This is a genomic window from Nocardioides sp. 1609 (genome assembly GCF_004522105.1).
Taxonomy (GTDB): domain Bacteria; phylum Actinomycetota; class Actinomycetes; order Propionibacteriales; family Nocardioidaceae; genus Nocardioides.
On the sequence record NZ_SPUJ01000007.1, the window covers coordinates 166,379 to 187,136 of the forward strand.

The window sequence follows — 20,758 nt, forward strand, 5'->3', positions numbered from 1 at the left end:
CGAACCTAGCCTCGCGGCTACTCGACGGTGACCGACTTCGCCAGGTTGCGCGGCTTGTCCACGTCGAGGCCCAGGGTGGTCGCGGCGTGGAACGCCAGCAGCTGGAGCGGGATCGTCATCAGGATCGGGTCGAGCTCGCGCTCCGACCTCGGGACGTCGATCCGCTCGCACCGGACGTCGCCGAGGTCGACGTCGGGGTGCGTGACGACGACGAGGGGGCCGCCGCGGGCGGAGACCTCGTGCAGGGCGGCGACGTTGCGGTCGGTGAGCTCGTCGTCCGGGACGATCGCCACGGTCGGCACGACCGGGGAGATCAGGGCGAGCGGGCCGTGCTTGAGCTCGGAGGTCTGGTAGGCCTCGGCGTGGCGGTAGGTGATCTCCTTGAACTTCTGCGCCCCCTCACGGGCCACCGGGAACCCGCGCACCCGGCCGATGAAGAACAGGGACTCCGCCTCGGCCAACCGGGTTGCGACGAGCGCCAGCTCGTCCTCGCTCTTCAGCACCTCCTCGATCTGCGCCGGGAGGGCCTGGAGACCCGCGATCAGCCGCTTGCCGTCGGCGATCGACAGGTCGCGGGTGCGACCGAGCTGGAGGGCCAGTAGGGAGAACCCGAGGAACATCGTGGTCAGCGCCTTGGTCGAGGCGACCGCGACCTCCGGTCCTGCGTGCAGGTAGATGCCGCCGTCGCACGCCCGCGCGATCGCGCTGCCGACGACGTTGACCAGGCCGATGACCCGGCCGCCCTTGCGCCGGATCTCCTCGACCGCGAGCAGGGTGTCGATCGTCTCGCCGGACTGGCTGACGGCGACGTACAGCGTGTCGGGCTCGATCACCGGGTCGCGGTAGCGGAACTCGCTGGCCGCCTCGGCGTCCGCGGGGATCCGGGCGAGCTCCTCGACGAGCGAGGCGCCCATCTGCCCGACGTAGTAGGCCGAGCCGCAGCCCAGGATCTTCACGCGGCGGATCGCGCGGGTCTCGCGGGCGTCCATGTTGAGCCCCCCGAGGTGCGCGGTGCCGAACCGCTCGTCGAGACGTCCGCGCAGCACCCGCTCGGCCGCGGCGGGCTGGTCGAGCATCTCGCGGTACATGTGACCGCCCTCGGCGCCGTCGCCGACCGGGTCGTAGGCCGTCAGGTCGAGGTCGAGGGTGGTCGCGGGTCGCGAGGTGTGGCTGAGGTCCGTGCGGTACGTCGTGAACCCGGTCGCCGTGAGCGTCGCGATCTCGCCGTCCTCGAGGTGGGCGACGGTGGTGGTGTAGCGGACCAGCGCAGCCAGGTCGGAGGCGACGTGCATCTCCTTCTCCCCCACGCCGATGATCAGCGGGCTCCCGTTGCGGGCCACCACGATCCGGTCGGGGAAGTCGGCGTGCACGACGGCGAGGCCGTAGGTGCCCTCGACGAGCGCGAGCGCCTCGCTGACCCGGCGCTCGAGCGTGTCGGCCGTCGACAGGCCCACCAGGTGCGCGAGCACCTCGGTGTCGGTGTCGGAGGCGAGCTCGACGCCCTCGTCGACGAGCCGGTGCCGCAGCGCGGCGGCGTTGTCGATGATCCCGTTGTGGACCACGGCGACATTGTGAGCGGCGTTCGTGTGCGGGTGGGCGTTGACGTCGTTCGCGGGACCGTGGGTGGCCCAGCGGGTGTGGCCGATGCCCACCTTGCCGGCGAACCGCTTGGGCAGGTCGGCCTGCAGGCCACGGACCCGACCGGCCTTCTTCGCGATCCGGAGCGCACCGGTGGTGCCGCTGCCGATCACGGCGACGCCCGCCGAGTCGTAGCCGCGGTGCTCGAGACGGGTGAGTCCCTCGAGCAGCAGCGGGGCCGCTTGCTGGGTGCCGATGTAGCCGACGATGCCGCACATGGTGGTGCCTCTCTGGTGGGGTTGGTCGGGTGCCGGGTCCCGGCTAGCCGTAGACCAGGCGGCGCAGCTGCCGCTCGGTCAGCCGGGGCGCCGCGACGACGCGGTCGCCCAGCTCGCCGGCGATCCGGGTGAAGATCTCGGGGTTCCTGGCGCCGAAGGTCTTGAGCTCGGCGTGCCGGCGCACGACGTAGGCCTCCACCGGTTCGGCGTGGAAGGCGAGGACGTCCTCGATCACCCGGGCCGCCTCGGTGGCGCTGAGCCCGGCGGTGGCGGCGACGTGGGCCACGAGCGTGGGATCGACGGGCACGTCTGCGATCCTGCGCCTGGAACGCGCGTCGGTGCAACTTCCTGCCCGATTTCGGGCACGTTCGGCCTCGATCGTCCGGGTTCGCCTGCGCAACGAGTCGCGAACCCCGCCGCGCGCTCCCCCGACGGCCGGCTCGGGCCGACCCCCCGGTGCGCTGGGGCGTCCGAGGTGGGTGGGGTCCGTGTGCACGCCGAGGATGCTGGGACCCCCCGCGATCCCCTCGGTCCGCCGGGGCGGTGGAGCGTCGATGTCGATCCGACCGGCCCGTCACCCACTCAGGTGGGGGACGAAGACCACTCCAAGGGGTGAGTTGCCCCCACAGGTGGAGGTCGGGTACCTTGGGTGAACAGAAGGTGAACAGGAGGTGTCCCATGAACGACAGTCGAACGTGCCAGCTCGAGATGCGCTGGATCCCGGTGACCGACGAGCGCGGACGCACGCGGATGGAAGCGGTGTGGATCGACCCGACCACCGTCTCCGCCGCCCACGCGGCCTGAGCGTCCCACCACCCACACAGCACACCGGCAGTCGCCGCCCCCGCCGGGGCCGCGACTGCCGGTCGTCATTTTTCTGCGATCGGGAACATAACCGGACCACGGTCCGTTACGAGTGATTGACTGTTCAACCACACCCTTTCAGCAGGAGATTCCCATGAGCGAGTTCGACGCCAGCACCACGATCCTCGAGTCGATCACCGGCGACTACGCCATCGACCCCTCCCACTCGCGGCTGGGCTTCGTCGCCCGCCACGCCATGGTCACCAAGGTCCGCGGCCAGTTCCACGAGTTCAGCGGCACCGCGCACGTCGACGCCGAGAACCCCGCCGCGTCCAAGGTCGACCTGACCATCACCGCCGCCAGCGTCTCCACCGGCAGCCCCGACCGCGACGGCCACCTCCAGAGCAACGACTTCTTCGGCGCCGAGGAGAACCCGCAGATCACGTTCTCCTCCACCGACGTGGTGCGCGACGGCGCCACCTGGACCATCACCGGCGACCTCACCATCAAGGGCACCACCCACTCGGTCGCCATCGACTTCGACGAGGTCGGCTCCTCGCAGGACCCGTTCGGCAACACCCGTGTGGGCTTCGAGGGCGAGGTCACCGTCAAGCGCAGCGACTGGGGCCTCAACTTCAACGCCGCCCTCGAGACCGGCGGCGTCCTGGTCTCGGAGAAGATCAAGCTCGAGTTCGACATCTCGGCCATCAAGCAGGCCTGAGCCCGCCCGCCCTCCGGCACCGAGGGGCGCGACCGCGATTGCGGTCGCGCCCCTCGCGCTCTTTTGGTCGAATGCACCGGTGACCGCACCGATCGACCCTCCGCTCCCCGCCGGGCTGACCTCGCGCCACCTCACCTTGGACGACGCCGCCGCCGTGCAGGCGCTGATCGCGGCGGAGGAGGAGCGTGACCTCGGTCGGTCGACGGTCTCCCTCGACGACGTCGTCGGGGAGTGGCAGCGCCCCGACCGCGACCTCCCGGCGTCCACGACCGGTGTCGAGCGCGACGGCGTCCTGGTCGCCTACGGCGAGCTGGACGACGACCACGCCTTCGCCGCGGTCCACCCCGGGCACCAGGGGCGGGGCATCGGCCGCTGGGTCGCGCGGTGGACCGAGGACGCCGCCCGCGCCGCCGGCCACCCGACGCTGTCCGGGCAGGTGCTCTCCGGCTCCCCCGCCGACCGGTTGCTCGCGGCCCGCGGCTACCAGACCAACTTCACCGCGTGGGACCTCGAGCTCCCCACCGGCGCCGAGGTCGCGGCGCGGCCGCTCCCCGACGGCTACCTGCTCCGCCCCGCGACCGACGCCGACCACGAGGCGTGCTGGACGCTGTTCGAGGACGCCTTCCTCGAGTGGTCCGAGCGCGAGCGCCGGACGTTCGACGAGTTCGGCTCCGCGATGTGGGGGCGACCCGGCTTCGAGCCCTGGAACCTCCGCGTCGTGTGTGCCGGCGGCCGGGCTGCGAGTGGTGGCGGGAGTGAGGTGGTCGGCGCGTCCTTCACCACGATCACCGACGGCGACGGCTACGTCCACAAGCTCGCCGTCCGGTCCGACCGGCGGGGCCTCGGGCTCGCCACGGCGCTCCTGGCGGACGCCTTCGCCGCCGCCCGCGAGCACGGGGCCGCGGCGTCCCGGCTGTCGACCGACACCCGCGCCGGGGCGCGCGGCCTCTACGAGAAGGTCGGCATGGTCGTCGAGTCGACCTGGGTGAACCGGGTGCTCGACCTGGGTCGTTGACGGTGCGCCGCGGAGACGGCGACGAGGCGGCGCACGCCGTGACTACGCTCGACCGCATGGGTGAGGTCTTCGCGGGGCGCTACGAGCTGCTCGACCCGGTCGCGAACGGCGGCATGGGCACGATCTGGCGCGTGCTCGACCGCACCGACGGGCGGGTGAAGGCGGCCAAGATCCTGCGCCAGTCGGACGCCGCGTCGTTGCTGCGGTTCGTGCGCGAGCAGTCCATGCGGATCGACCACACCCACGTCGTGACGCCGATGTCGTGGGCCGGGGTCGACGACCGGGTGCTCTTCACGATGCCGCTGGTGCACGGCGGGTCGGTCGCCGACCTGCTGCGCGAGCGCGGCGCCCTGCCGGTGCGCTGGGTGGCGCTGCTGACCGACCAGCTGCTGCAGGCCCTCGAGGCCGTGCACGGCGCCGGGATCGTCCACCGCGACGTCAAGCCCGGCAACCTGCTGCTCGACCCGTTCCCGGCCCCCGGCGCGTCGGGCCCGCACCTGAGGCTCACCGACTTCGGCATCGCGGCCCCCGTCGACGAGCCCCGGATGACCCGGGCCTCGGTGGCGATCGGCACGCCGGGCTACATGCCGCCCGAGCAGTGGCACGGCGCCGACCCCGACCCGCGCGCCGACCTGTACGCCGTGGGTCGGGTGGCCCTCGAGATGCTCACCGGTGAGCGCCCCGTGGCCGCCGACGGCCCGTCAGGCGCACCGGCCCCGGACCCCGAGCCCTCCGGCGACGTCGCCCGCGACCGGCTCCTCGCGCTGATCGCCGGCGCCACCCGGGCCGACCCCGCGCTCCGGCCGCTCGACGCCTCGACCATGCGCGCCGACCTCGCCGCGACCGGGCTGCTCGCGCTGCCGCCGTCCCCCGGGGAGGACGTCGTGGTGCCCGACCGGTTCGGGCCCGCGACCACCGGCCTGCCGCCCACCCGGGGCCTGGCCGCCCCGACGGCCGCCCCGACGGTCGGCCCGGCGCCGTCCGGCCCGCCGACGTACCGGGACAGCGGCGGCACCGCGGTGCTCGGACGCGAGCCCACCGTGGCGTTCGGGGCCGGCCTGCAGCCGGCCGGCCCGGTCCGCCCCTCGGCGGTGCCCGGCGTCGTGCTGGTGCTGGTCGGCCTCGTCGGCCTCGTCGTGGCTACCTGGCTGCTGCTCGGCTGACCCGGCGCCGTCGCGCCAGCAGGACGACACCCGCGGCGCAGCACAGCAGGCTCGCGCCGCCCACCGCCAGGCCCGCCGTGCGCCGGGAGCCGTCGTCGCCGGCGGCCGCGTCGTCCGACCCCTCGGCGCTCCGCGGCGTGCCGGAGACGTCGGCGGAGAACACGCCGTCGCCGACGAGGTACGGCGTGGCGAGGCCGTAGCCGGCGGGTACGTCCGAGCCGCTGGGGCCCGGCGCCACCTTGGGAAACGCCGGCGCGCCGGCGGCATCGCCGATGACCTCGACGCTCAGCTCCACCGGCACGTCGACGGCGGGCTCCTCGGCGTCCGGGTCTGCCGGGGAGACCGACACCGCGACCCAGTAGTCGCCCGGCACGGTCGCGGCCTGGCCGGCGAACCGGTTCAGGTAGGCCACGCGCGGCGTCCCCTCGAAGAGCTGGACGCCGTCCTCGTCGTAGGTGCCCTCGCCCAGGGTCTCCTCGACCGCGGACTCGACCGGGTTGCGCACCGGGTCGTAGACGGTCAGGCCCACCGTCGGGTAGCTGCCCTCGACGCTGGTCCGCCCGGGCACGTCGACGCGGGCCGCGAGTGCCTGGCCCCAGCCGAGCCGCACCCGGTAGAGGCGCTGCGCGCCCTGGGGGACGTCGTCGGCGTACGTGCCGGTCTCGATCTCGGGGGCCTCGTCGAACGACGGGACGCCGGCCAACCGCGTCGGCGGGCCGGGTGTCGGGAGCGCGACGCGCGGCGCGTCCGCAGGCTCGAGGAGGTCGGGGACGGCGCTGACCGATGGCGCCTCCTCGACGACCCGGATCGCCACCGGGAGGTCGGAGGTGAGCTCGGACGAGCCGCGGTCGACGGCGATGTCGAGGGTCGCCGCCCGCCCGCAGACGGAGTCGCGGTCGTCGACGTCGTCGGGACCGACGGCCACGGAGACCCCGAACGCGGTGCCCGGCGCCGGGTAGGACGTCTCGTCGGAGTCGCACGAGGTGCCGTCCGGCGCCGCGGTCACGGTGATGCCCAGGGCGTCGCCGGCGCCCTCCGCCGAGACGCCGACGACCCCGATCAGGACGGTGGAGTACTCCATCGTGCGCTGGTAGGAGAACCGCAGGGTGTTGGCCGGGCTCGCGCCCGGGCCGGTCAGCGTGTCGGCCCACAGCCCGGCCGTGAGGCGGGTCGGGTCGGCGGGGTTCGCGGTGCCCTCCACCGGTGAGCCGCCGAGATCGACGTCGGCGGCGGCCGGGACCGCCGCCAGCAGCAGGGCCAGCACCGGGACCGACGCGATCGTCGCCGCCACCGCCCTCGCCATCACGCGGTGACCCTACCCAAGCCCCGACCCGTCGACGCACCGCGCCGCCACCGCGCTCCCGGGCGTCACCGGCCGCGGAAAGCTCGCCGTCGCGGCAACCGATCGGGGCTCCGGCGCGTCTTCCTCTCGACCAGCAGACCCACCCCAGCAGAGAGAAGAAGCCTGTGCTCCGACACCGCCGTCTGGCCGCCCTCACCTCCGTGGCCGTGATCAGCCCCCTCGCCGCGGTCGTCGGCCTGACCGGAGGGGCCGCGCCCTCGGCCGGTCAGGCCGCCCCGGCGCGGGCCGCCGCCGAGCCCTCGGTCAGCCCGTCGCTCTGGGCCCCCGCGCGCGTCGAGGGAGCGATCTACGGCAAGCGCGAGCTCGCGCGGGTCGACCTGCCGGTCCGGCTGGTGGCCGGGTCCGAGCCGATCGAGCTGTGGTCGAACCGCGCCTCCTACGCCCAGCCGATCACGACGGTGGTGCGGACGTCGTCCGGTGACGTCGCGCTGCCCGCCGGCGCCGCGTCGTCGTTCAACGGCCTCGACGACTTCCTGGCCGTCAAGGTCGTCGACGCCCGCACCGGCAAGCAGGTGATGTTCCGCACGAAGGACGCCTGCCTCAACAGCGACGGGCAGCGGGTCCGTCCCGACGCGCCGGCGCGCTCGCCGTACCCGGCCTACTGCTTCTCCAACCCCTACAGCCTCGGCGGCGTCCAGGGCATCCAGGCCGGCTGGTCCAACCCGGTGCTCGAGTACTCCGGTGCCGGCATCCGGCTGCCGAGGGGCCGCTACACCGTGACCACCTCGGTCCGGGCGCCCTGGCGCGACGCGCTCGGCATCAGCGCCGCCGACGCCCGGCGCACGGTGCGGGTCGTGGTCAAGAAGGAGCACGACCACGACGAGCACGAGCACCGCGGCGCCGGCGGTCCGGGCCTGCGCCCGGCCGGCACCGACGGGCCGAGCGGTCGGCTCCTCGACGAGGTCGACGGCCCGCGGCCGAACCTGCGCTCGCTGCCGGCCTGGGGCATCTCGGTGAGCGACAACGGCGACTACCTGCGCTTCGCCGCCACCGTGTGGAACGCCGGCGACAGCCCGCTGGTCGTGGACGGCTTCGTCGACCCCGCCGACAGCGGGCGGATGGAGGCCTACCAGTACTTCTTCGACGCCGAGGGCGAGCAGACCGGCTACCAGCCCGTCGGCTCGTTCGAGTTCGACACCAAGGAGACGCACCAGCACTGGCACTTCCGCGACTTCGCCCGCTACACGCTGCTGCGCGCCGACCAGACGACGGCGGTCAACTCCCGCAAGGAGGCGTTCTGCCTGGCCAACACCGACGCCGTCGACCTGACCGTCCCGGACGCCGACTGGAACCCCGAGAACACCGACCTCGCGACCGACTGCGGCTACACCGACTCGCTGTCGCTGCGCCAGGTCCTGGCCGCCGGCTGGGGCGACACCTACGCGCAGTTCCGTGCCGGCCAGTCGTTCAACCTCAAGGGCCTGCCCAACGGCACCTACTACATCGCCACCATCGCCAACCCGCGCGGCCGGCTCGTCGAGTCCTCGAAGGACGACAACACCTCGCTGCGCAAGGTGGTCATCGGCGGCAAGCCCGGTGCCCGCACCGTGAAGGTCCCGCAGGTCGGGATGATCGAGGAGCCCACCGAGCAGTGGTGACGTCCGGGGGCTGAGCGAGCGCCGGCGAGCGCCGAGGGGCTCACCGGCGCTCGCCCGCTCAACCTCCGGGGCCGACGAGCCGGACGGAGCGGTCCAGCTCGATCGTGGTGACGACGTCGGTCACCGAGGGCCGCACGGGGGTGGAGGAGAAGCCGAACCGCGGGGGCGGGGTCACCGGGGCGAGGCCCCCGAGGTCGACGCCGTCGAGGGTGCCGGAGACGCGCACCAGGCGACGGTTGTCGCTCGCGCCGTACCACTCGCGCCGATCACCGGTCTCGCCGCGCGTGCGGACGCCGTCGAGCACCACCTTCGCGACGCCGTCGGTGGCCGTGCACCACCACGGCGCCTCCGCGACCCGCGCCGGGACCACCTGGAGCAGGTTTCCCAGGAGGGTCCGGGAGCCGAAGCCGAGGTCGAGGGTCAGCGACTCCGACCGCACCCGCCAGGCGTACGGGTCGGCGATCGCGGTGAACGGCTCGACCCGGATCTCGTCGAACTCGTAGGTCGCCGCCACGAAGCGGGCGACGTCGGGGCCGGGGGCGAGGAGGATTCGGTGTCCGTCGGGGCGCTCGACCATGGCGTCGGCGAAGGAGCCGAGCGGGCTGTCGTCCCAGCGACCGACCACGATGCGCGTCCCGCTCGTCGTCCCGACGCCGGCGATCCGGCCCCGGAAGCGCACCCGGTGACGGGTCACGGACGCTCCGCGGCCTCGGCCTCGGCCTCGTCGAAGGCGACCCGGGCCGCGACCAGGGCCTCGGCCTGCCGGCGCTGCACGCGGGCCGCCAGCTCGAGGCCGCCAGGATCCGCCTGCGGGCGGGCCCAGAACGTCTCCCACGTCAGGGTGCCCCGGTCGACGCGGTCCCGGATCGACCGGATCTCGAACGAGGCGTCCTCGGCGCCGGACTCCTCGACCAGCAGGACGACCAGCGCGGGGTCGAGACCACCGGCGGCGGCGACCTCGGCCGCGTCGTCGGCGCGGATCCGGGCGACGGTGCCGCGCACCCGGTCGAGGACGGCGAGCAGCCGCGTGTCGGCGTCGGCCACCACCACCTCGTCGAGCAGGGCGCCGGTGTCGGGCTCCTCCGCCGCGGCGTCCTCACCCAGCACGAAGATGCCGGGCGGTGTCTGGTCCTCCTCGGCCATCGTCACACCACCGGCGCCGTCGACGTGGAGGGGTTGTCGTAGGTGCCGTCCAACGGTCCTGGAGCCATCAGCATCTCCTCGTCGTCGTCGGGCGCCTCCTGGGCCTCGTCGGGGATGTCGATGTTGTCGAGGTCGTTGAGCGACTCCTCGAGCCCGCCCAGCTCCTCGGAGGTGTCCTCCCCGATGGTGACGACGTCGTCGAGGGCGGCCTCGGCCTGCTCGCTCAGGGCGACGACGCCGTTCAGCCCGGGGACGCCGGCCGTGACGCCGGGCAGTCCGGTCACGGTGTCGACGATGTCCTGGAACTTGTCGAGCCGGCCCGCCTGGACCTCCGCCCAGCTGGTGACCTCGTCGACGAGTCCCTGGCACTCGGTGATGATGGTCCGGACCGTCTGGACGTCGTCGATGATGTCCTGCACGACGCCGAAGCCGTCCCGCAGGATGTCCAGCGCCAGGAGCGCCCACCCCAGGCCGGGGACGAACCGGCTGGTGACCTTGCTGGCCAGCTTGAGGATCTTCTCGCCGAGGATCACCAGGACGTCCTCGACCTCGACGGCGATCTTCTCGGACATGTTGGCGATCGAGTTGAAGACCGCCGCGCCCCCGCTGACCCCGGCCCCGACCGCCTTCATCACGATGTCGTAGGTGCCGAGCTGGGCGATCAGCCCGTAGGACGCCTGGCCGGTCAGCGCCTGCGGCGTCTTCACCCCGAGCTGGAAGAAGCAGTCGCCCCACGTGCTCATCGCGGTGTTCACCACGCCGCACGCGTTGGCGTTGGTGCGGATGGCGCCGTAGTCGCCGGAGAGTGGGAACACGATGTAGTCGCGCAGGCTGGCCTCGTCGAGCTTGTCGATGTCGGCGCCGAGACCCTGGAGGAGCCCGATGCCCCAGTTGATCGTGTCGCGACCGGTGTCCCAGGCGTCGGCGGCCGCGTCGAACTTGTTGTTGTGGTTCAGCTCCGCGCCGCCCTCCTCGGGGTCGACCAGCAGCGACTCGACGTCGTCGAGGTGGTAGTTCTCCAGGTAGCCCTCCGGCGGGGTCGGCGGCGAGTGCGGTCCGCCGTAGGCGCCTCGGTAGTAGGTGAACGCCTCGTTGATGTCGCCGTCGGCGCGGTCGATCTCCTGCGCGGACCACGCGATCGCGCCCTGGAGGTCGGACCACTTGTCGCCGAACTTCAGGCGCATGTCGTCGAACCAGCCGTCGATGTGCTTGAGCTGGTCGCCGATGATGTGCAGGCAGCAGGCCTCGTTGCCGAAGCCCGAAGCGTCGCAGACGTGCTTGCTGAAGTAGCTGCTGACGTGCCAGGCCTGGTCCCCGACCTCGTTCATCGCAGCGAACATCTTGTTCAGGTTCTCGAAGTTGACCTCGAGCTCACCCATGGATCACGTCCTCGCTCGGGGCGCCGACCGAGAACGACCGGCACCGTGGTGGAGGGCCGGCGTGGGAGCAACCGGCTACCCACTCCGGCTACCCGACCCCCCGAGCGCGCAAACCCGGCCACTCGGGCCGACCGGTCGGCGGGGAGTCAGTCGAGGTAGGCCTCGGCCACCCCGACGGCCGCCGCGACCAGCTCGTCACGGGGCACCGGGTCGGTCCCGAGCGCGGCGGCGTTGTCGGTGGCCTCGACCACCAGCACGGCGCCGTCGTACGACGTGACCACCCGCGCGATCGGGGTCCCGGCGATCTTGCCGGCGTAGACCTCGGCGTCGGTGGAGCCGGCGACGTCCTCCTCGACCGGGTCGAGCACGGTGAGCGCGCCCTCGAGCTGGTCCTGCAGCGTGACGGGGGCCCCGAGACGGGTCCAGTCGATCCCGAGTCCGTCGTCGACGTCGTGCACGCTGTTGCACGAGGTGAGGTAGCCCGACCCGGTGCCGTCGGAGACCGTCTGCGCCCGCCCGGTGATCTCGGCCAGCTCGTCGTCGCTGATCGTGGAGCAGAAGGCCGCCGGGTCGACCTCCGGCGGGTCCTCCGGAGCATCGGAGCTGATCGTCTCCTCGGGGGTCGGCGACGTCGAGGCGTCCACGGGACTCGCCGAGGTCGGGTCCTCGGACGGGGAGTCGTCGTCGGAGCACCCGGCGGTCAGCACGACGAGCACGGCGGCGGCAGCGAGGGCGGGGAGCCGACGCGACGGTCGGGCGGGACGGGCCGAGACGAGGGGGAGCACGTCGGCCACGCTACCCAGGAGCGCCGGCCGCGAAGCCCCGCCGGGTCGGCTCAGCGGATCGGTGCCCCGGAGATCGTGCGTGCGATGACGAGGCGCTGGATCTCGGAGGTGCCCTCGAAGATCGTGTAGATCTTGGCGTCGCGGGCCCAGCGCTCGACCGGGTACTCGCGCGTGAAGCCGTTGCCGCCGAGGATCTGCATGGCCTTCTCGGTGACCCGCACGGCGGTCTCGCCGGCGAACAGCTTGGACATCGACCCCTCGGCGGAGTCGAACGCCCGGCCCTGGCTGGCCATCCACGCGGCCCGCCACACCAGCAGCCGGCTCGCGTCGATGCCGGTCTTCATGTCGGCCAGCGCGAACGCGATGGCCTGGTTCTCGATGATCGCCTTGCCGAACTGCTCGCGGGTCCGGGCGTAGTCGAGGGCGACCTCGTAGGCCGCCCGCGCGATCCCGATCGCCTGCGCGCCGACCGCCGGGCGGGTGCGCTCGAAGGTGGCCATGCTGGCGTTCCCGCGCCGCGCGCCGCCGCCCTCGCGGGCCCGGGCGAGGCGGGCGTCCAGCTTCTCCTTGCCGCCGAGCAGGCAGCGACCGGGCACGCGGACGTCCTCCAGGACCACCTCGGCGGTGTGGCTGGCGCGGATGCCGTGCTTGTGGAACTTCTGGCCCTGGCTGAGCCCCTTCGTGCCCGGCGGGACCACGAAGCTCGCCTGGCCGCGGGTGCGGAGGTCGGGGTCGACGACGGCGGTGACGACGTGGACGTCGGCCAGGCCGCCGTTCGTGGCCCAGGTCTTGGTGCCGTTGAGGACCCACTCGCCGGTGGCCTCGTCGTGGCGCGCCCGGGTGCGCATCGCGCCGACGTCGCTGCCGGCGTCCGGCTCGGAGGAGCAGAAGGCACCGAGCTTGAGGTCGCCGGGCGACCCGAACATCTGCGGCACCCACTCGCCGACCTGCTCGGGCGTGCCGTTGCTGCTGACGCCGGCGGCGGCCAGCGCGGTGCCGGCGATCGCCAGCCCGATGCCGGCGTCGCCCCAGAAGAGCTCCTCCATCGAGATCGGGATGCCCAGGCCGGTCGGGTCGAAGCCCTGCGTGGCGAAGAAGTCGAGCGAGTAGATGCCGGCCTGGGCCGCGGCCTCGACGACGGGCCAGGGGAACTCCTCGCGCTCGTCCCACTCCGCCGCGGCAGGTCGGATGACGTCGGCGGCGAAGGTGTGGAGCCAGCTCTTCAGCTCGAGGTGGTCGGGCGTGGGCTCGAACGAGGGGGTGGACACGCGGCCACGGTACCCGCGACACCACGTCCGCGGACGGGCCGTGGTGTGTCGCCGGTCGGTCAGGCCCCGCGGTGGGCGCGGTGGGCGAGCAGCCCGCACCCGAGGAGGACGATCCCGATCCAGAACGGCAGCTGGGTCACCACCGACAGCACGACGAGCAGGATCAGGATCGGCACGAACGGCGCCCGGCCTCCGGGGCCGCCCGGGGCCCGGAACCGGCCGGGGCCCCACGGGCCGGGGTCCGGACGCCGTCCGCTCGCGGATCCCCCGGGGACCCGTCGGGCCGGGGTCGAGCTCGGCAGGTCGTGGAAGACCGCCTCCAGGTCGGCCCCGGTGCGCGCCGACCACACGGCATCGAGCCTCTCGGCGTGCTCGTCGACGCTCAGCCGACCCAGCGCCACGTGCTCGCTCAGGTCGGCTGCCGCCCGGTCGCGCTCCGTGTCGCCGATGCGCAACCCGTCGTTCATGACTCGCGGCCCTCGCCGGTGCCGGGCTCGAGGTCGGGCTCGGTGCCGGGCTCGAGGTCGGCCGGCGGCTCCTCGGCGTCCGGGCCGTCGGCCAGGACGCCGTACAGCGCACGGCGGGTGTCGGCCAGGATCTGGACGGCGGCACGTCGCTGGGTCTCCGACCCGTTGGTCACGAGCTGCCAGACGGCGCCCATGACCTGCCCGATCTCGGACTTCAGGTCGACCTGCTCGCCGTCGCGCGCCTCGTCCTTGGCGGCGGAGCGGTCGAAGGGGGCCCACACGGCCGCGAGCTCCTCGGCGTTCTCCTCGGCGTGGGCCAGGCCGGCCGCGCTGAGCCGGATGGTGCGCCGACCCCGCTCGTCGTCGGCCTCGACGAGACCCTCGTCCTGGAGCTGCTGGATCGTCGGGTAGACCGACCCGGGGCTGACCCGCCAGCCACCGTCACTGCGCTCGGCGATCTGCTGGATCACCTGGTAGCCGTTGATCGGCCGGTCCTCGCGAGCGGCCGTGGCCAGCACGTCGAGGATCGCCGTGCGGACGTCGCCGCGCCGGACCCGCGGTCCACCGCGGCCCCGCTCGGGCTGGCCCATGCCGAACAGGCCGGCCATCCAGGGCGGCGGACCGCCCATCGGGCCACCGCCGTGGCCGCCCGGCCCTCCGAACGGTCCGCCGCCCCAGCCGGGGCCGCGTCGTCCTGGTCCCCGGTGCTGCTGCCACGGGGAGCTGGTGTCGTCGAGCCCTGCGGCCCACTGTCGGTTGCGTCGTTGGTGTCCCATCACGGGACCCCCTCTCAAGTCGGTGGTATCGCGATGCTTCTGTGCTAGTTCGCGATATATCGTGACTGTACGCCGGGCCGAGCGCCGACGCAACCGGGATTTCCCCGGTCGACCGGGGATCCCTGAACTGGGAGGCCGAGATATCGCCCGACAAGTTCAGACTTCCCCGGTCGACCGGGGAAACCCCGACCGGCCGCGCCGCGCTACCGCGCGAGCCACTCCGCGTAGGAGTCGAAGGTGTAGGGCCGGCCGAGGAAGTCGGCGACCAGGTCGGCGGCGTCCCTCGTGCCGCCAGGCGCGAGCACCCGGTCGCGGTAGCGGCGGGCGACGTCGGGGGCGAAGAGGTCGTCGGCGTCGAAGGCGCTGAAGAGGTCCTTGGCGATCACCAGCGACCACATGTAGGTGTAGTACGCCGAGCTGTAGCCGCCGAGGTGCCCGAACGAGGCGAACATGTGGGTGCCCTCGCGGTACGGCCACGGGGAGAACCGGCCCTGGAGCTCGACCATCCGTGCGGTCAGGTCGCCGGGGCGCTCGACGTGGAACCAGTACGACATCGAGGCGTAGAACATCTGCACCCGCGCGAGGTAGCCCTTGCCGAAGTCGTCGCTGCGGCGCATCGCCGCGACGAGCTCGGCCGGGATCGGCTCGCCGGACTCGTCGGTGGCGAAGCTGCGCAGGATGTCGGCGTCCCAGGCCCACTCCTCGAGCATCTGGCTGGGCGCCTCGACGAAGTCCCACTCGGTCGCGACGCCGGCGAAGCGCGCCCAGTCGACGTGACCGCCGAGCACGTGGTGCACCAGGTGGCCGAACTCGTGGAAGAGCGTGACGACGTGGTCGTGCTCCATCAGGCCGCGGGAGAAGTTGCAGACCAGCACGCCCTCGGGGAGCTGCTGCCCGGCGACGCCGTCGGTGAGGGTGAACTGCGCGGCGTGCTTGTACTTGCCCTCGCGCGGGTGCAGGTCGAGGTAGATCCGGCCGAGCGCGGCGCCGGTCTCGGCGTCCGCGACGTCGTAGACGGTCACGTCGTCGTGCCACACCGACGCGCCGGGCACCTCGTCGTAGCGGAGCCCGAAGAGCCGTCCGGTCACCGCCAGGAGGCCCTCGCGGACCTTCGGGAAGGCGAAGTAGGTGCGCACCCGCTGCGAGTCGACCTGCAGCTGCTCCTTGCGGACCAGCTCCTCGTAGTAGGCCGCGTCGGTGGCCGGCACCTGCTCGGCGTCGGGGTGGTCCCGGCGGTAGCGCTCCAGGACGACGGCGAGGTCGCGCTCCATCGGCTCCTGGGCGAGCGCGGCGATCTTGTCGATGAACGCCGGGATGGCCCCGCCCTCGCCGATCATCTTCACCTCCGCGTCGTACGCCGCCCAGTCGGCGAACCCGACGAGCCCGGCGAGCTCGTGGCGCAGGTCGAAGAGCTCGCGCAGCAGCGGCTCGGTGGCCGGCCACCCGCGGTTGAGGAACGCATCGAGCATGTCGGCGCGGACGCCGGCGTCGTGGCAGAACATCCGGGTCGGCACCGCGTCGGGGTAGTCGGTGGTGACGGTGACCAGACCGTCGTCGTCGGCCGGGTGCGCCTCGAGCCAGTCGGCGGGCAGGCCCGCGAGCCGCTCCGGGGCGACCCGCACGGTGCGGACGTCGTCGCGGATGACCTTGCCGAACTCCTGGTCGATCTCCGTCATCCGCTCGTTGATCGCGGAGATGCGCTCGCGGGTGGCGTCGTCGCGGTCGACGCCGGAGCGGGCGAAGTCGCGGCGGACCTTCGCGAGCAGCCGCGTGGCCTGGGCGTCGAGCCCGGCGTCCGGCCCCCCGTCGAGCCCGTCGAAGAGCTCGAAGAGACCACGGTCGAGGCCGAGCGCGGTGACGACCCGGCTGACGTCCTGCTCGGCCTCCTCGGCCGTCGTCCGCACCCCCTCGTCGGGGTGCACGTTGCCGAGCAGCGAACCGAGCGCCGCGACGTTGCCCAGCTCGAGGCCGGCCCGGTCCCACTGGCGCAGCACGTCGAGCGTCGCGGACGGCGGCGCGGTGCGCAGTCCCTCGACGAGCTCCTGGGCACGGGCCAGCCCGCTGTCGGCGCGGTCACGGACCCACGCCCGCCACCCCGCGGCGTCGGCGTCACGGGCGGGCAGGGACAGGGGGACGAGGTTCTCCACGGTCACCGGGACAGGGTAGGCCGGGCCTGGCCGTTCAGCCGGCGAGCTGGTCGCGCCGCCGACGCAGGTAGGCCGTCTCGGCCGGGTTGTCGACCAGGGCGAGCGCGGTGTCGTAGGCGGTCCGGGCCTCGGCCGAGCGACCGAGCCGGCGCAGCAGCTCGGCCCGGGTGACGTGGAACGGGTGGTAGCCCTGCAACGGCCCGCCCAGCCGGTCGACCTGGGCCAGCGCCACCTCGGGGCCGTCGAGCTCGGCGACGGCGACGAGGCGGTTGAGCGCGACCACCGGGCCCGGGTCGAGCGCGGCCAGGTGGGCGTAGAGCGCGGCGACCTGCGACCAGTCGGTGTCGGCCGCGGTCGGCGCGTCGGTGTGGACGGCGTTCACGGCGGCCAGCAGCTGGTAGCGGCCGGGCCGGCCGAGGGCCAGGCACGCCCGGACCAGGTCGTGACCCTCCTCGATGAGCGGGCGCGACCAGCCGCCGCGGTCCTGCTCGTGCAGCGGCACCAGCTCGCCCCCGGCGATCCGGGAGCCGCGCCGCGCCTCGGTCAGCAGCATCAGGGCCAGCAGCCCGGTGACCTCGGGATCGTCGGGCAGCAGCGAGCGCAGCGTGCGCGCGAGGCGGATCGCCTCGGCCGTGAGGTCGTCGCGCACCGACGTCCCGCCGGCGGTGGAGAGGTAGCCCTCGTTGAAGACGAGGTAGATCACCGTGAGCACGGCGGCGACCCGCTCGGGCAGGTCGGCCGGCTCGGGGATCCGGTAGGGGATGTGGGCGCCGGCGATCTTCTTCTTGGCGCGGGTGATCCGCTGGGCCATCGTCGTCTCGGGCACGAGGAAGGCCCGGGCGATCTCGCCGACGGTGAGACCGCCGAGCAGGCGAAGGGTGAGCGCGACCCGCGCCTCGGGGGCGAGGGCCGGGTGGCAGCAGGTGAAGACCAGGCGCAACCGGTCGTCGTCCACGACGCCGGTCGGCTCGTGGGGCGTGCCGTCGGAGATCATCAGGGCCGCCTGGTGCTTGGCGTCGCGGTGGGACTCGCGGCGGATCTTGTCGATGGCCTTGCGGGCGGCCGTCGTGGTCAGCCAGGCCCCGGGGTTCGGCGGGACGCCGTCGACCGGCCACCTCTCGAGGGCGACCAGGAGCGCCTCGCCGGCGGCGTCCTCGGCGACGTCGATGTCGCCGAAACGCCGGACCAGCGAGGCGACCACCCGGCCGAACTCCTCGCGGTAGACCCGCTCGATCACGTCCACGGGATCGTCGACCGGCGGCTCAGCCCTCCTGGAAGGGCCGGACCTCGACCGGGCCGCCGCACGCCCTCGACCCCTGCTTGGCCCAGTCGAGCGCGGCGTCGAGGTCGGCGGCCTCGATGATCCAGAAGCCGCCGAGGTACTCCTTGGACTCCGAGAACGGGCCGTCGGTGACGACCGGCGCCTCGCCGGTGTTGTCGACGACGGTGGTCGCGTCGTGGGTCTGCAGACCGCCGGCGAACAGCCACGCGCCCTCGGCCCGGAGCTTCTCGTTGAACGCGCCGACCGCCTCGAACATCGGCTGCATGTCCTCGACGGTCATGGTCTCCATCTCGGCGATCGAGGCCTCGTCGTGGTTGACGGCCAGGAAGTACTGCGACATGTCGTTCTCCTCGTTCTCCGGCGGCCCCTGTGGCCGCCTGACACCCTCTCCACGAACGGGCGGGGCCGGACACGACAGGCCCGGACGGATTTCTCCGGGATCTTTTCCGAGGCCTTTTCTACCCGATCCCACTACCGTCGAGCCATGACCGACTGGGGCACTCTCTACCGCGACCACGTGGCCGCGGTCACCGCGTTGGCCGAGAGCCTCACCGCCGCCGAGCTCGCGGTGTACGTGCCCGGGACGCCGGCGTGGACGGTGCACGACGTCGTCGCCCACCTCGCCGGCGGGCCGGTCGACGCGGCCACCGGGCGGATGGACGGCGCGCCCGGTCCGGAGTGGACCGCCCGGCACGTCGGCGAGCGCGCCCACCTGCCGGTCGCCGTCCTCGTGGAGGAGATGCGCGAGCACCAGGACGCGATCGCGGCGTCGACCGTCGACAACCCGCGCCCGGCCATCGTGTGGGACATCGCCGTGCACCACGCCGACCTGCACGAGGCGCTGGGCAGGGCGAGGCTCCCCGAGCGGCTCTGGGTCCCGGTCCTCGACCAGCTGGCTGCGGCTCGCGCGCCGCGTCTCGTCGGGACCGTCGACCCCTACGAGCTGTTCCGCGCCCTGTTCTCGCGCCGCTCACGCCACCAGATGCGCGCCTGGGGCCTCGACGACGACGTCATCGAGGCGGTCTGCATCTTCGGCCCGCGCGACGACGACCAGCCGGTGCCCGCCTGATGGCCAGCTACGCCGTCAACCAGGCCGGGGTGGACCGGGCACGCGAGCTGATCCGGGCCCGCCAGTACGTCCTCGACAGCGACTGGGGCGACGTCCAACCGGACGCGGCGGCGGAGAACGCCTACCTCGAGCGCCACTCGTGGGAGGAGTACGCCGCCTGGCACCTCGGACTCACCGAGGGCGCGAGCGACGCCACCAAGCCGCGCTACGCGTTCGTGCACGGCGACCTGCGCCGGGTGCACCGCTCCGGCCTCATCGCCTGCGTCTACCGGGCCTCGGAGTGGCGGCACAAGCAGGTCGAGCTGGCCGCCCACGACCTGCTCCAGGAGCTCGACGGCGTCGCCGGCATCGGCTGACCCCACCACCGGAGGCTGGGCAGCGAACCCCGGCGAGCGCCGACGAAGCCGCCGGCCCCGCGATGGCCTCGGTGGGCCGGTCAGTCTCGACACGACCGCGGGCTCGCTGCGCTCCCCTGCGTCGTGTCACCACCCCCAGGAGCCGGGCGAACCCTTGAACGGACCGACGACGCGCGAGGTGATCCAGCCGCCGTAGAAGCCGCCGTCCTGGGGCTCGACGACCTCGCCGTCAATGAGGCACCGGTCGACCTGCCCGGGCATGACCGCGACCGCGTCCACCAGGTCGGCGAACCGCGCCGTCGGCGTCGGGTAGGTCCAGGCGGCCCGCGGGGCGACGACGTCCCCGGAGACGAGGTCGAAGTAGGACGCCTCTCCCTTCCACTCGCACATCGAGCTCCCGGCGACCGGGCGCAGGACGCCGTCCGCGAACGCCGTGCGCGGCAGGTAGTACGTCGGTGGGTGGCTGGTCTCCAGCACCCGCCACGAGCGGGTGGTCGCGGCGACCACGACACCGCCGAGGACCACCTCGACGGACTCGGTCGAGACCTCCAGGGCCGGTGGGCGCGGGTAGTCCCAGCAGGACTCCTGGCCCGGGCCGGGCTTGACGCGCTTCGAGGGGGGCGGGTGCGGGGTCACCCCTCCAGCCTGGCACCGCGGTGGTCGCGCGGGCCGGGCTACCGCGCGGCGATCCCGTCGAGGCGCAGCACGGTCGACCCGTCGCGGTGCGGGCCCGTCGTGCCGACGTGCTTGCCGTCGATCTCGGGACCGTTCTTGATCACGTGCACCAGCGCCATCCCGTGCCCCCGCCCCAGCCCGAGGTCCTCGGCGAGCCAGGCGAGGATCTCGCCTGCTTTCGTGTCCGCCCCGAAGCCACGGGCACGGGCGAGGTCGACGAGCTCCTGCGGGGTGCGGCCGGTCTTCCTCTCGGCGCCGTCGAGGTAGGCCTGGAACGACATGGGTGCTCCTCCTGCGGTCGGTGTGAGACATCTGACTCCACGGCGCGGGAGGAATCATCGATCGTCTAGCGTGCTCCGGTGAACCTGTTCGAGTTCGAGGGCAGACGGCCCACCGTGCACCCCGAGGCCTTCGTCGCGCCGACCGCCACCCTGATCGGCGACGTGACCGTGGAGCGGGGTGCGAGCATCTGGTACGGCGCCGTGCTGCGGGCCGACATCTGCGCGATCGTCATCCGGGAGGGGTCGAACGTGCAGGACAACTCCGTGCTCCACGCCCAGCCCGACACCACCCTGACCGTCGGCCCCGACGCCACCATCGGGCACGGGTGCGTCGTGCACTGCGCCGAGGTCGGCGCGAAGGCGCTGGTCGGCAACGGCAGCACGCTCCTCGACGGCGCCACCATCGGGGCCGGCACGCTGGTCGCCGCCGGCTCCGTCGTCACCCCCGGCACCGCCATCCCCGCCGGCGTGGTGGCCGCCGGGATCCCGTGCCGGGTGACGAAGCCGATCACCGGGACCTCCTCGGAGTTCTGGGTCGAGATGAACCCGCCGTACTACCGCGAGCTCGCCCAGCGGCACGCCGCGGGAGCACCGCGGGTGGGCGAGTGAG

The 20,758-nt window shown here is 73.3% G+C and carries 23 protein-coding genes; 8 read left to right on the forward strand and 15 right to left on the reverse strand.

Translation table 11 applies throughout. The features are described from left to right. Positions 1 to 17 precede the first annotated feature (17 nt). Positions 18 to 1,856, reverse strand: coding sequence for a glutamine--fructose-6-phosphate transaminase (isomerizing) (gene glmS / locus E4623_RS19400; RefSeq protein ID WP_134768222.1), 1,839 nt, complete (start codon positions 1,854 to 1,856; stop codon positions 18 to 20). A gap of 43 nt (positions 1,857 to 1,899) precedes the next feature. Next, positions 1,900 to 2,163, reverse strand: a complete 264-nt coding sequence (locus E4623_RS19405; protein WP_134768223.1) for a hypothetical protein — start codon at positions 2,161 to 2,163, stop codon at positions 1,900 to 1,902. Between the two features lie 371 nt (positions 2,164 to 2,534). On the opposite strand from E4623_RS19405, the gene E4623_RS23395 reads away from it, so the two are divergent. The 4 genes from E4623_RS23395 (at position 2,535) to E4623_RS19420 (ending at position 5,559) form a co-directional block, all read left to right on the forward strand. After that, positions 2,535 to 2,660 carry a hypothetical protein gene (locus tag E4623_RS23395; RefSeq protein ID WP_280633681.1) on the forward strand — a complete coding sequence of 42 codons (126 nt, stop codon included), beginning with the start codon at positions 2,535 to 2,537 and terminating at the stop codon, positions 2,658 to 2,660. A 154-nt stretch (positions 2,661 to 2,814) separates the two neighbouring features. Next, on the forward strand, positions 2,815 to 3,381 hold the full coding sequence (locus E4623_RS19410; protein WP_134768224.1) for a YceI family protein: 567 nt from the start codon (positions 2,815 to 2,817) through the stop codon (positions 3,379 to 3,381). A 79-nt stretch (positions 3,382 to 3,460) separates the two neighbouring features. Then, entirely contained in the window at positions 3,461 to 4,396 is a 936-nt protein-coding gene (locus tag E4623_RS19415) for a GNAT family N-acetyltransferase (protein WP_245155181.1), read from the forward strand. A gap of 56 nt (positions 4,397 to 4,452) precedes the next feature. Continuing rightward, a complete protein-coding gene (locus E4623_RS19420; protein ID WP_134768225.1) occupies positions 4,453 to 5,559 on the forward strand; it encodes a serine/threonine-protein kinase in 1,107 nt (368 codons plus the stop codon). On the opposite strand, the gene E4623_RS22810 is transcribed toward E4623_RS19420, so the two are convergent. Further along, entirely contained in the window at positions 5,537 to 6,865 is a 1,329-nt protein-coding gene (locus E4623_RS22810; RefSeq protein WP_167736764.1) for a hypothetical protein, read from the reverse strand. The genes E4623_RS19420 and E4623_RS22810 overlap by 23 nt on opposite strands. 161 nt (positions 6,866 to 7,026) lie before the next feature. Between E4623_RS22810 and E4623_RS19430 the strand changes: the two genes are divergently transcribed. Beyond that, positions 7,027 to 8,520: a lysyl oxidase family protein gene (locus tag E4623_RS19430; RefSeq protein WP_134768226.1), complete on the forward strand. Its 1,494-nt coding sequence runs from the start codon at positions 7,027 to 7,029 to the stop codon at positions 8,518 to 8,520. A 58-nt stretch (positions 8,521 to 8,578) separates the two neighbouring features. On the opposite strand, the gene E4623_RS19435 is transcribed toward E4623_RS19430, so the two are convergent. The 10 genes from E4623_RS19435 to E4623_RS19480 all read right to left on the reverse strand — a co-directional run bounded on the left by E4623_RS19435 (position 8,579) and on the right by E4623_RS19480 (position 18,107). Next, positions 8,579 to 9,214 carry a hypothetical protein gene (locus E4623_RS19435; RefSeq protein ID WP_134768227.1) on the reverse strand — a complete coding sequence of 212 codons (636 nt, stop codon included), beginning with the start codon at positions 9,212 to 9,214 and terminating at the stop codon, positions 8,579 to 8,581. Then, positions 9,211 to 9,663, reverse strand: coding sequence for a hypothetical protein (locus E4623_RS19440; protein ID WP_134768228.1), 453 nt, complete (start codon positions 9,661 to 9,663; stop codon positions 9,211 to 9,213). The genes E4623_RS19435 and E4623_RS19440 overlap by 4 nt, the downstream gene beginning before the upstream one ends. A 2-nt stretch (positions 9,664 to 9,665) precedes the next feature. Beyond that, positions 9,666 to 11,042: a hypothetical protein gene (locus tag E4623_RS19445; protein WP_134768229.1), complete on the reverse strand. Its 1,377-nt coding sequence runs from the start codon at positions 11,040 to 11,042 to the stop codon at positions 9,666 to 9,668. 146 nt (positions 11,043 to 11,188) lie between these two features. Then, positions 11,189 to 11,827 carry a hypothetical protein gene (locus tag E4623_RS19450; RefSeq protein WP_134768230.1) on the reverse strand — a complete coding sequence of 213 codons (639 nt, stop codon included), beginning with the start codon at positions 11,825 to 11,827 and terminating at the stop codon, positions 11,189 to 11,191. 50 nt (positions 11,828 to 11,877) lie between these two features. Next, positions 11,878 to 13,095 (reverse strand): acyl-CoA dehydrogenase family protein, encoded by a 1,218-nt coding sequence (locus tag E4623_RS19455; protein WP_134768231.1) that lies wholly within the window; start codon positions 13,093 to 13,095, stop codon positions 11,878 to 11,880. Between the two features lie 59 nt (positions 13,096 to 13,154). After that, positions 13,155 to 13,562, reverse strand: coding sequence for a DUF1707 domain-containing protein (locus tag E4623_RS19460; RefSeq protein ID WP_134768232.1), 408 nt, complete (start codon positions 13,560 to 13,562; stop codon positions 13,155 to 13,157). Then, entirely contained in the window at positions 13,559 to 14,191 is a 633-nt protein-coding gene (locus E4623_RS19465) for a PadR family transcriptional regulator (protein WP_134768233.1), read from the reverse strand. Before E4623_RS19465 ends, E4623_RS19460 begins: the two co-directional genes overlap by 4 nt. Positions 14,192 to 14,541: 350 nt before the next feature. Beyond that, entirely contained in the window at positions 14,542 to 16,491 is a 1,950-nt protein-coding gene (locus tag E4623_RS19470) for a M3 family metallopeptidase (RefSeq protein WP_245155182.1), read from the reverse strand. A 28-nt stretch (positions 16,492 to 16,519) separates the two neighbouring features. Next, positions 16,520 to 17,728 carry an RNA polymerase sigma factor gene (locus E4623_RS19475; protein WP_134768234.1) on the reverse strand — a complete coding sequence of 403 codons (1,209 nt, stop codon included), beginning with the start codon at positions 17,726 to 17,728 and terminating at the stop codon, positions 16,520 to 16,522. Between the two features lie 19 nt (positions 17,729 to 17,747). Next, on the reverse strand, positions 17,748 to 18,107 hold the full coding sequence (locus E4623_RS19480) for a YciI family protein (protein ID WP_134768235.1): 360 nt from the start codon (positions 18,105 to 18,107) through the stop codon (positions 17,748 to 17,750). Between the two features lie 144 nt (positions 18,108 to 18,251). On the opposite strand from E4623_RS19480, the gene E4623_RS19485 reads away from it, so the two are divergent. Then, on the forward strand, positions 18,252 to 18,836 hold the full coding sequence (locus E4623_RS19485; RefSeq protein ID WP_134768236.1) for a maleylpyruvate isomerase N-terminal domain-containing protein: 585 nt from the start codon (positions 18,252 to 18,254) through the stop codon (positions 18,834 to 18,836). Beyond that, positions 18,836 to 19,192 carry a hypothetical protein gene (locus E4623_RS19490; protein WP_134768237.1) on the forward strand — a complete coding sequence of 119 codons (357 nt, stop codon included), beginning with the start codon at positions 18,836 to 18,838 and terminating at the stop codon, positions 19,190 to 19,192. Before E4623_RS19485 ends, E4623_RS19490 begins: the two co-directional genes overlap by 1 nt. A gap of 126 nt (positions 19,193 to 19,318) precedes the next feature. Here E4623_RS19490 and E4623_RS19495 read toward each other — a convergent pair whose 3' ends face one another. Together E4623_RS19495 and E4623_RS19500 are read right to left on the reverse strand one after the other, a co-directional pair. Continuing rightward, a complete protein-coding gene (locus E4623_RS19495; protein ID WP_134768238.1) occupies positions 19,319 to 19,828 on the reverse strand; it encodes a DUF427 domain-containing protein in 510 nt (169 codons plus the stop codon). A 38-nt stretch (positions 19,829 to 19,866) separates the two neighbouring features. Continuing rightward, the gene (locus E4623_RS19500) at positions 19,867 to 20,148 is read right to left on the reverse strand and encodes a DUF4287 domain-containing protein (RefSeq protein ID WP_134768239.1); all 282 of its coding nucleotides are present in this window, start codon (positions 20,146 to 20,148) and stop codon (positions 19,867 to 19,869) included. Positions 20,149 to 20,226: 78 nt separating this feature from the next. Here E4623_RS19500 and E4623_RS19505 point away from each other — a divergent pair, with 78 nt between their 5' ends. Continuing rightward, positions 20,227 to 20,757, forward strand: coding sequence for a gamma carbonic anhydrase family protein (locus tag E4623_RS19505; protein WP_134768240.1), 531 nt, complete (start codon positions 20,227 to 20,229; stop codon positions 20,755 to 20,757). The last annotated feature ends 1 nt before the right edge of the window (position 20,758 follow it).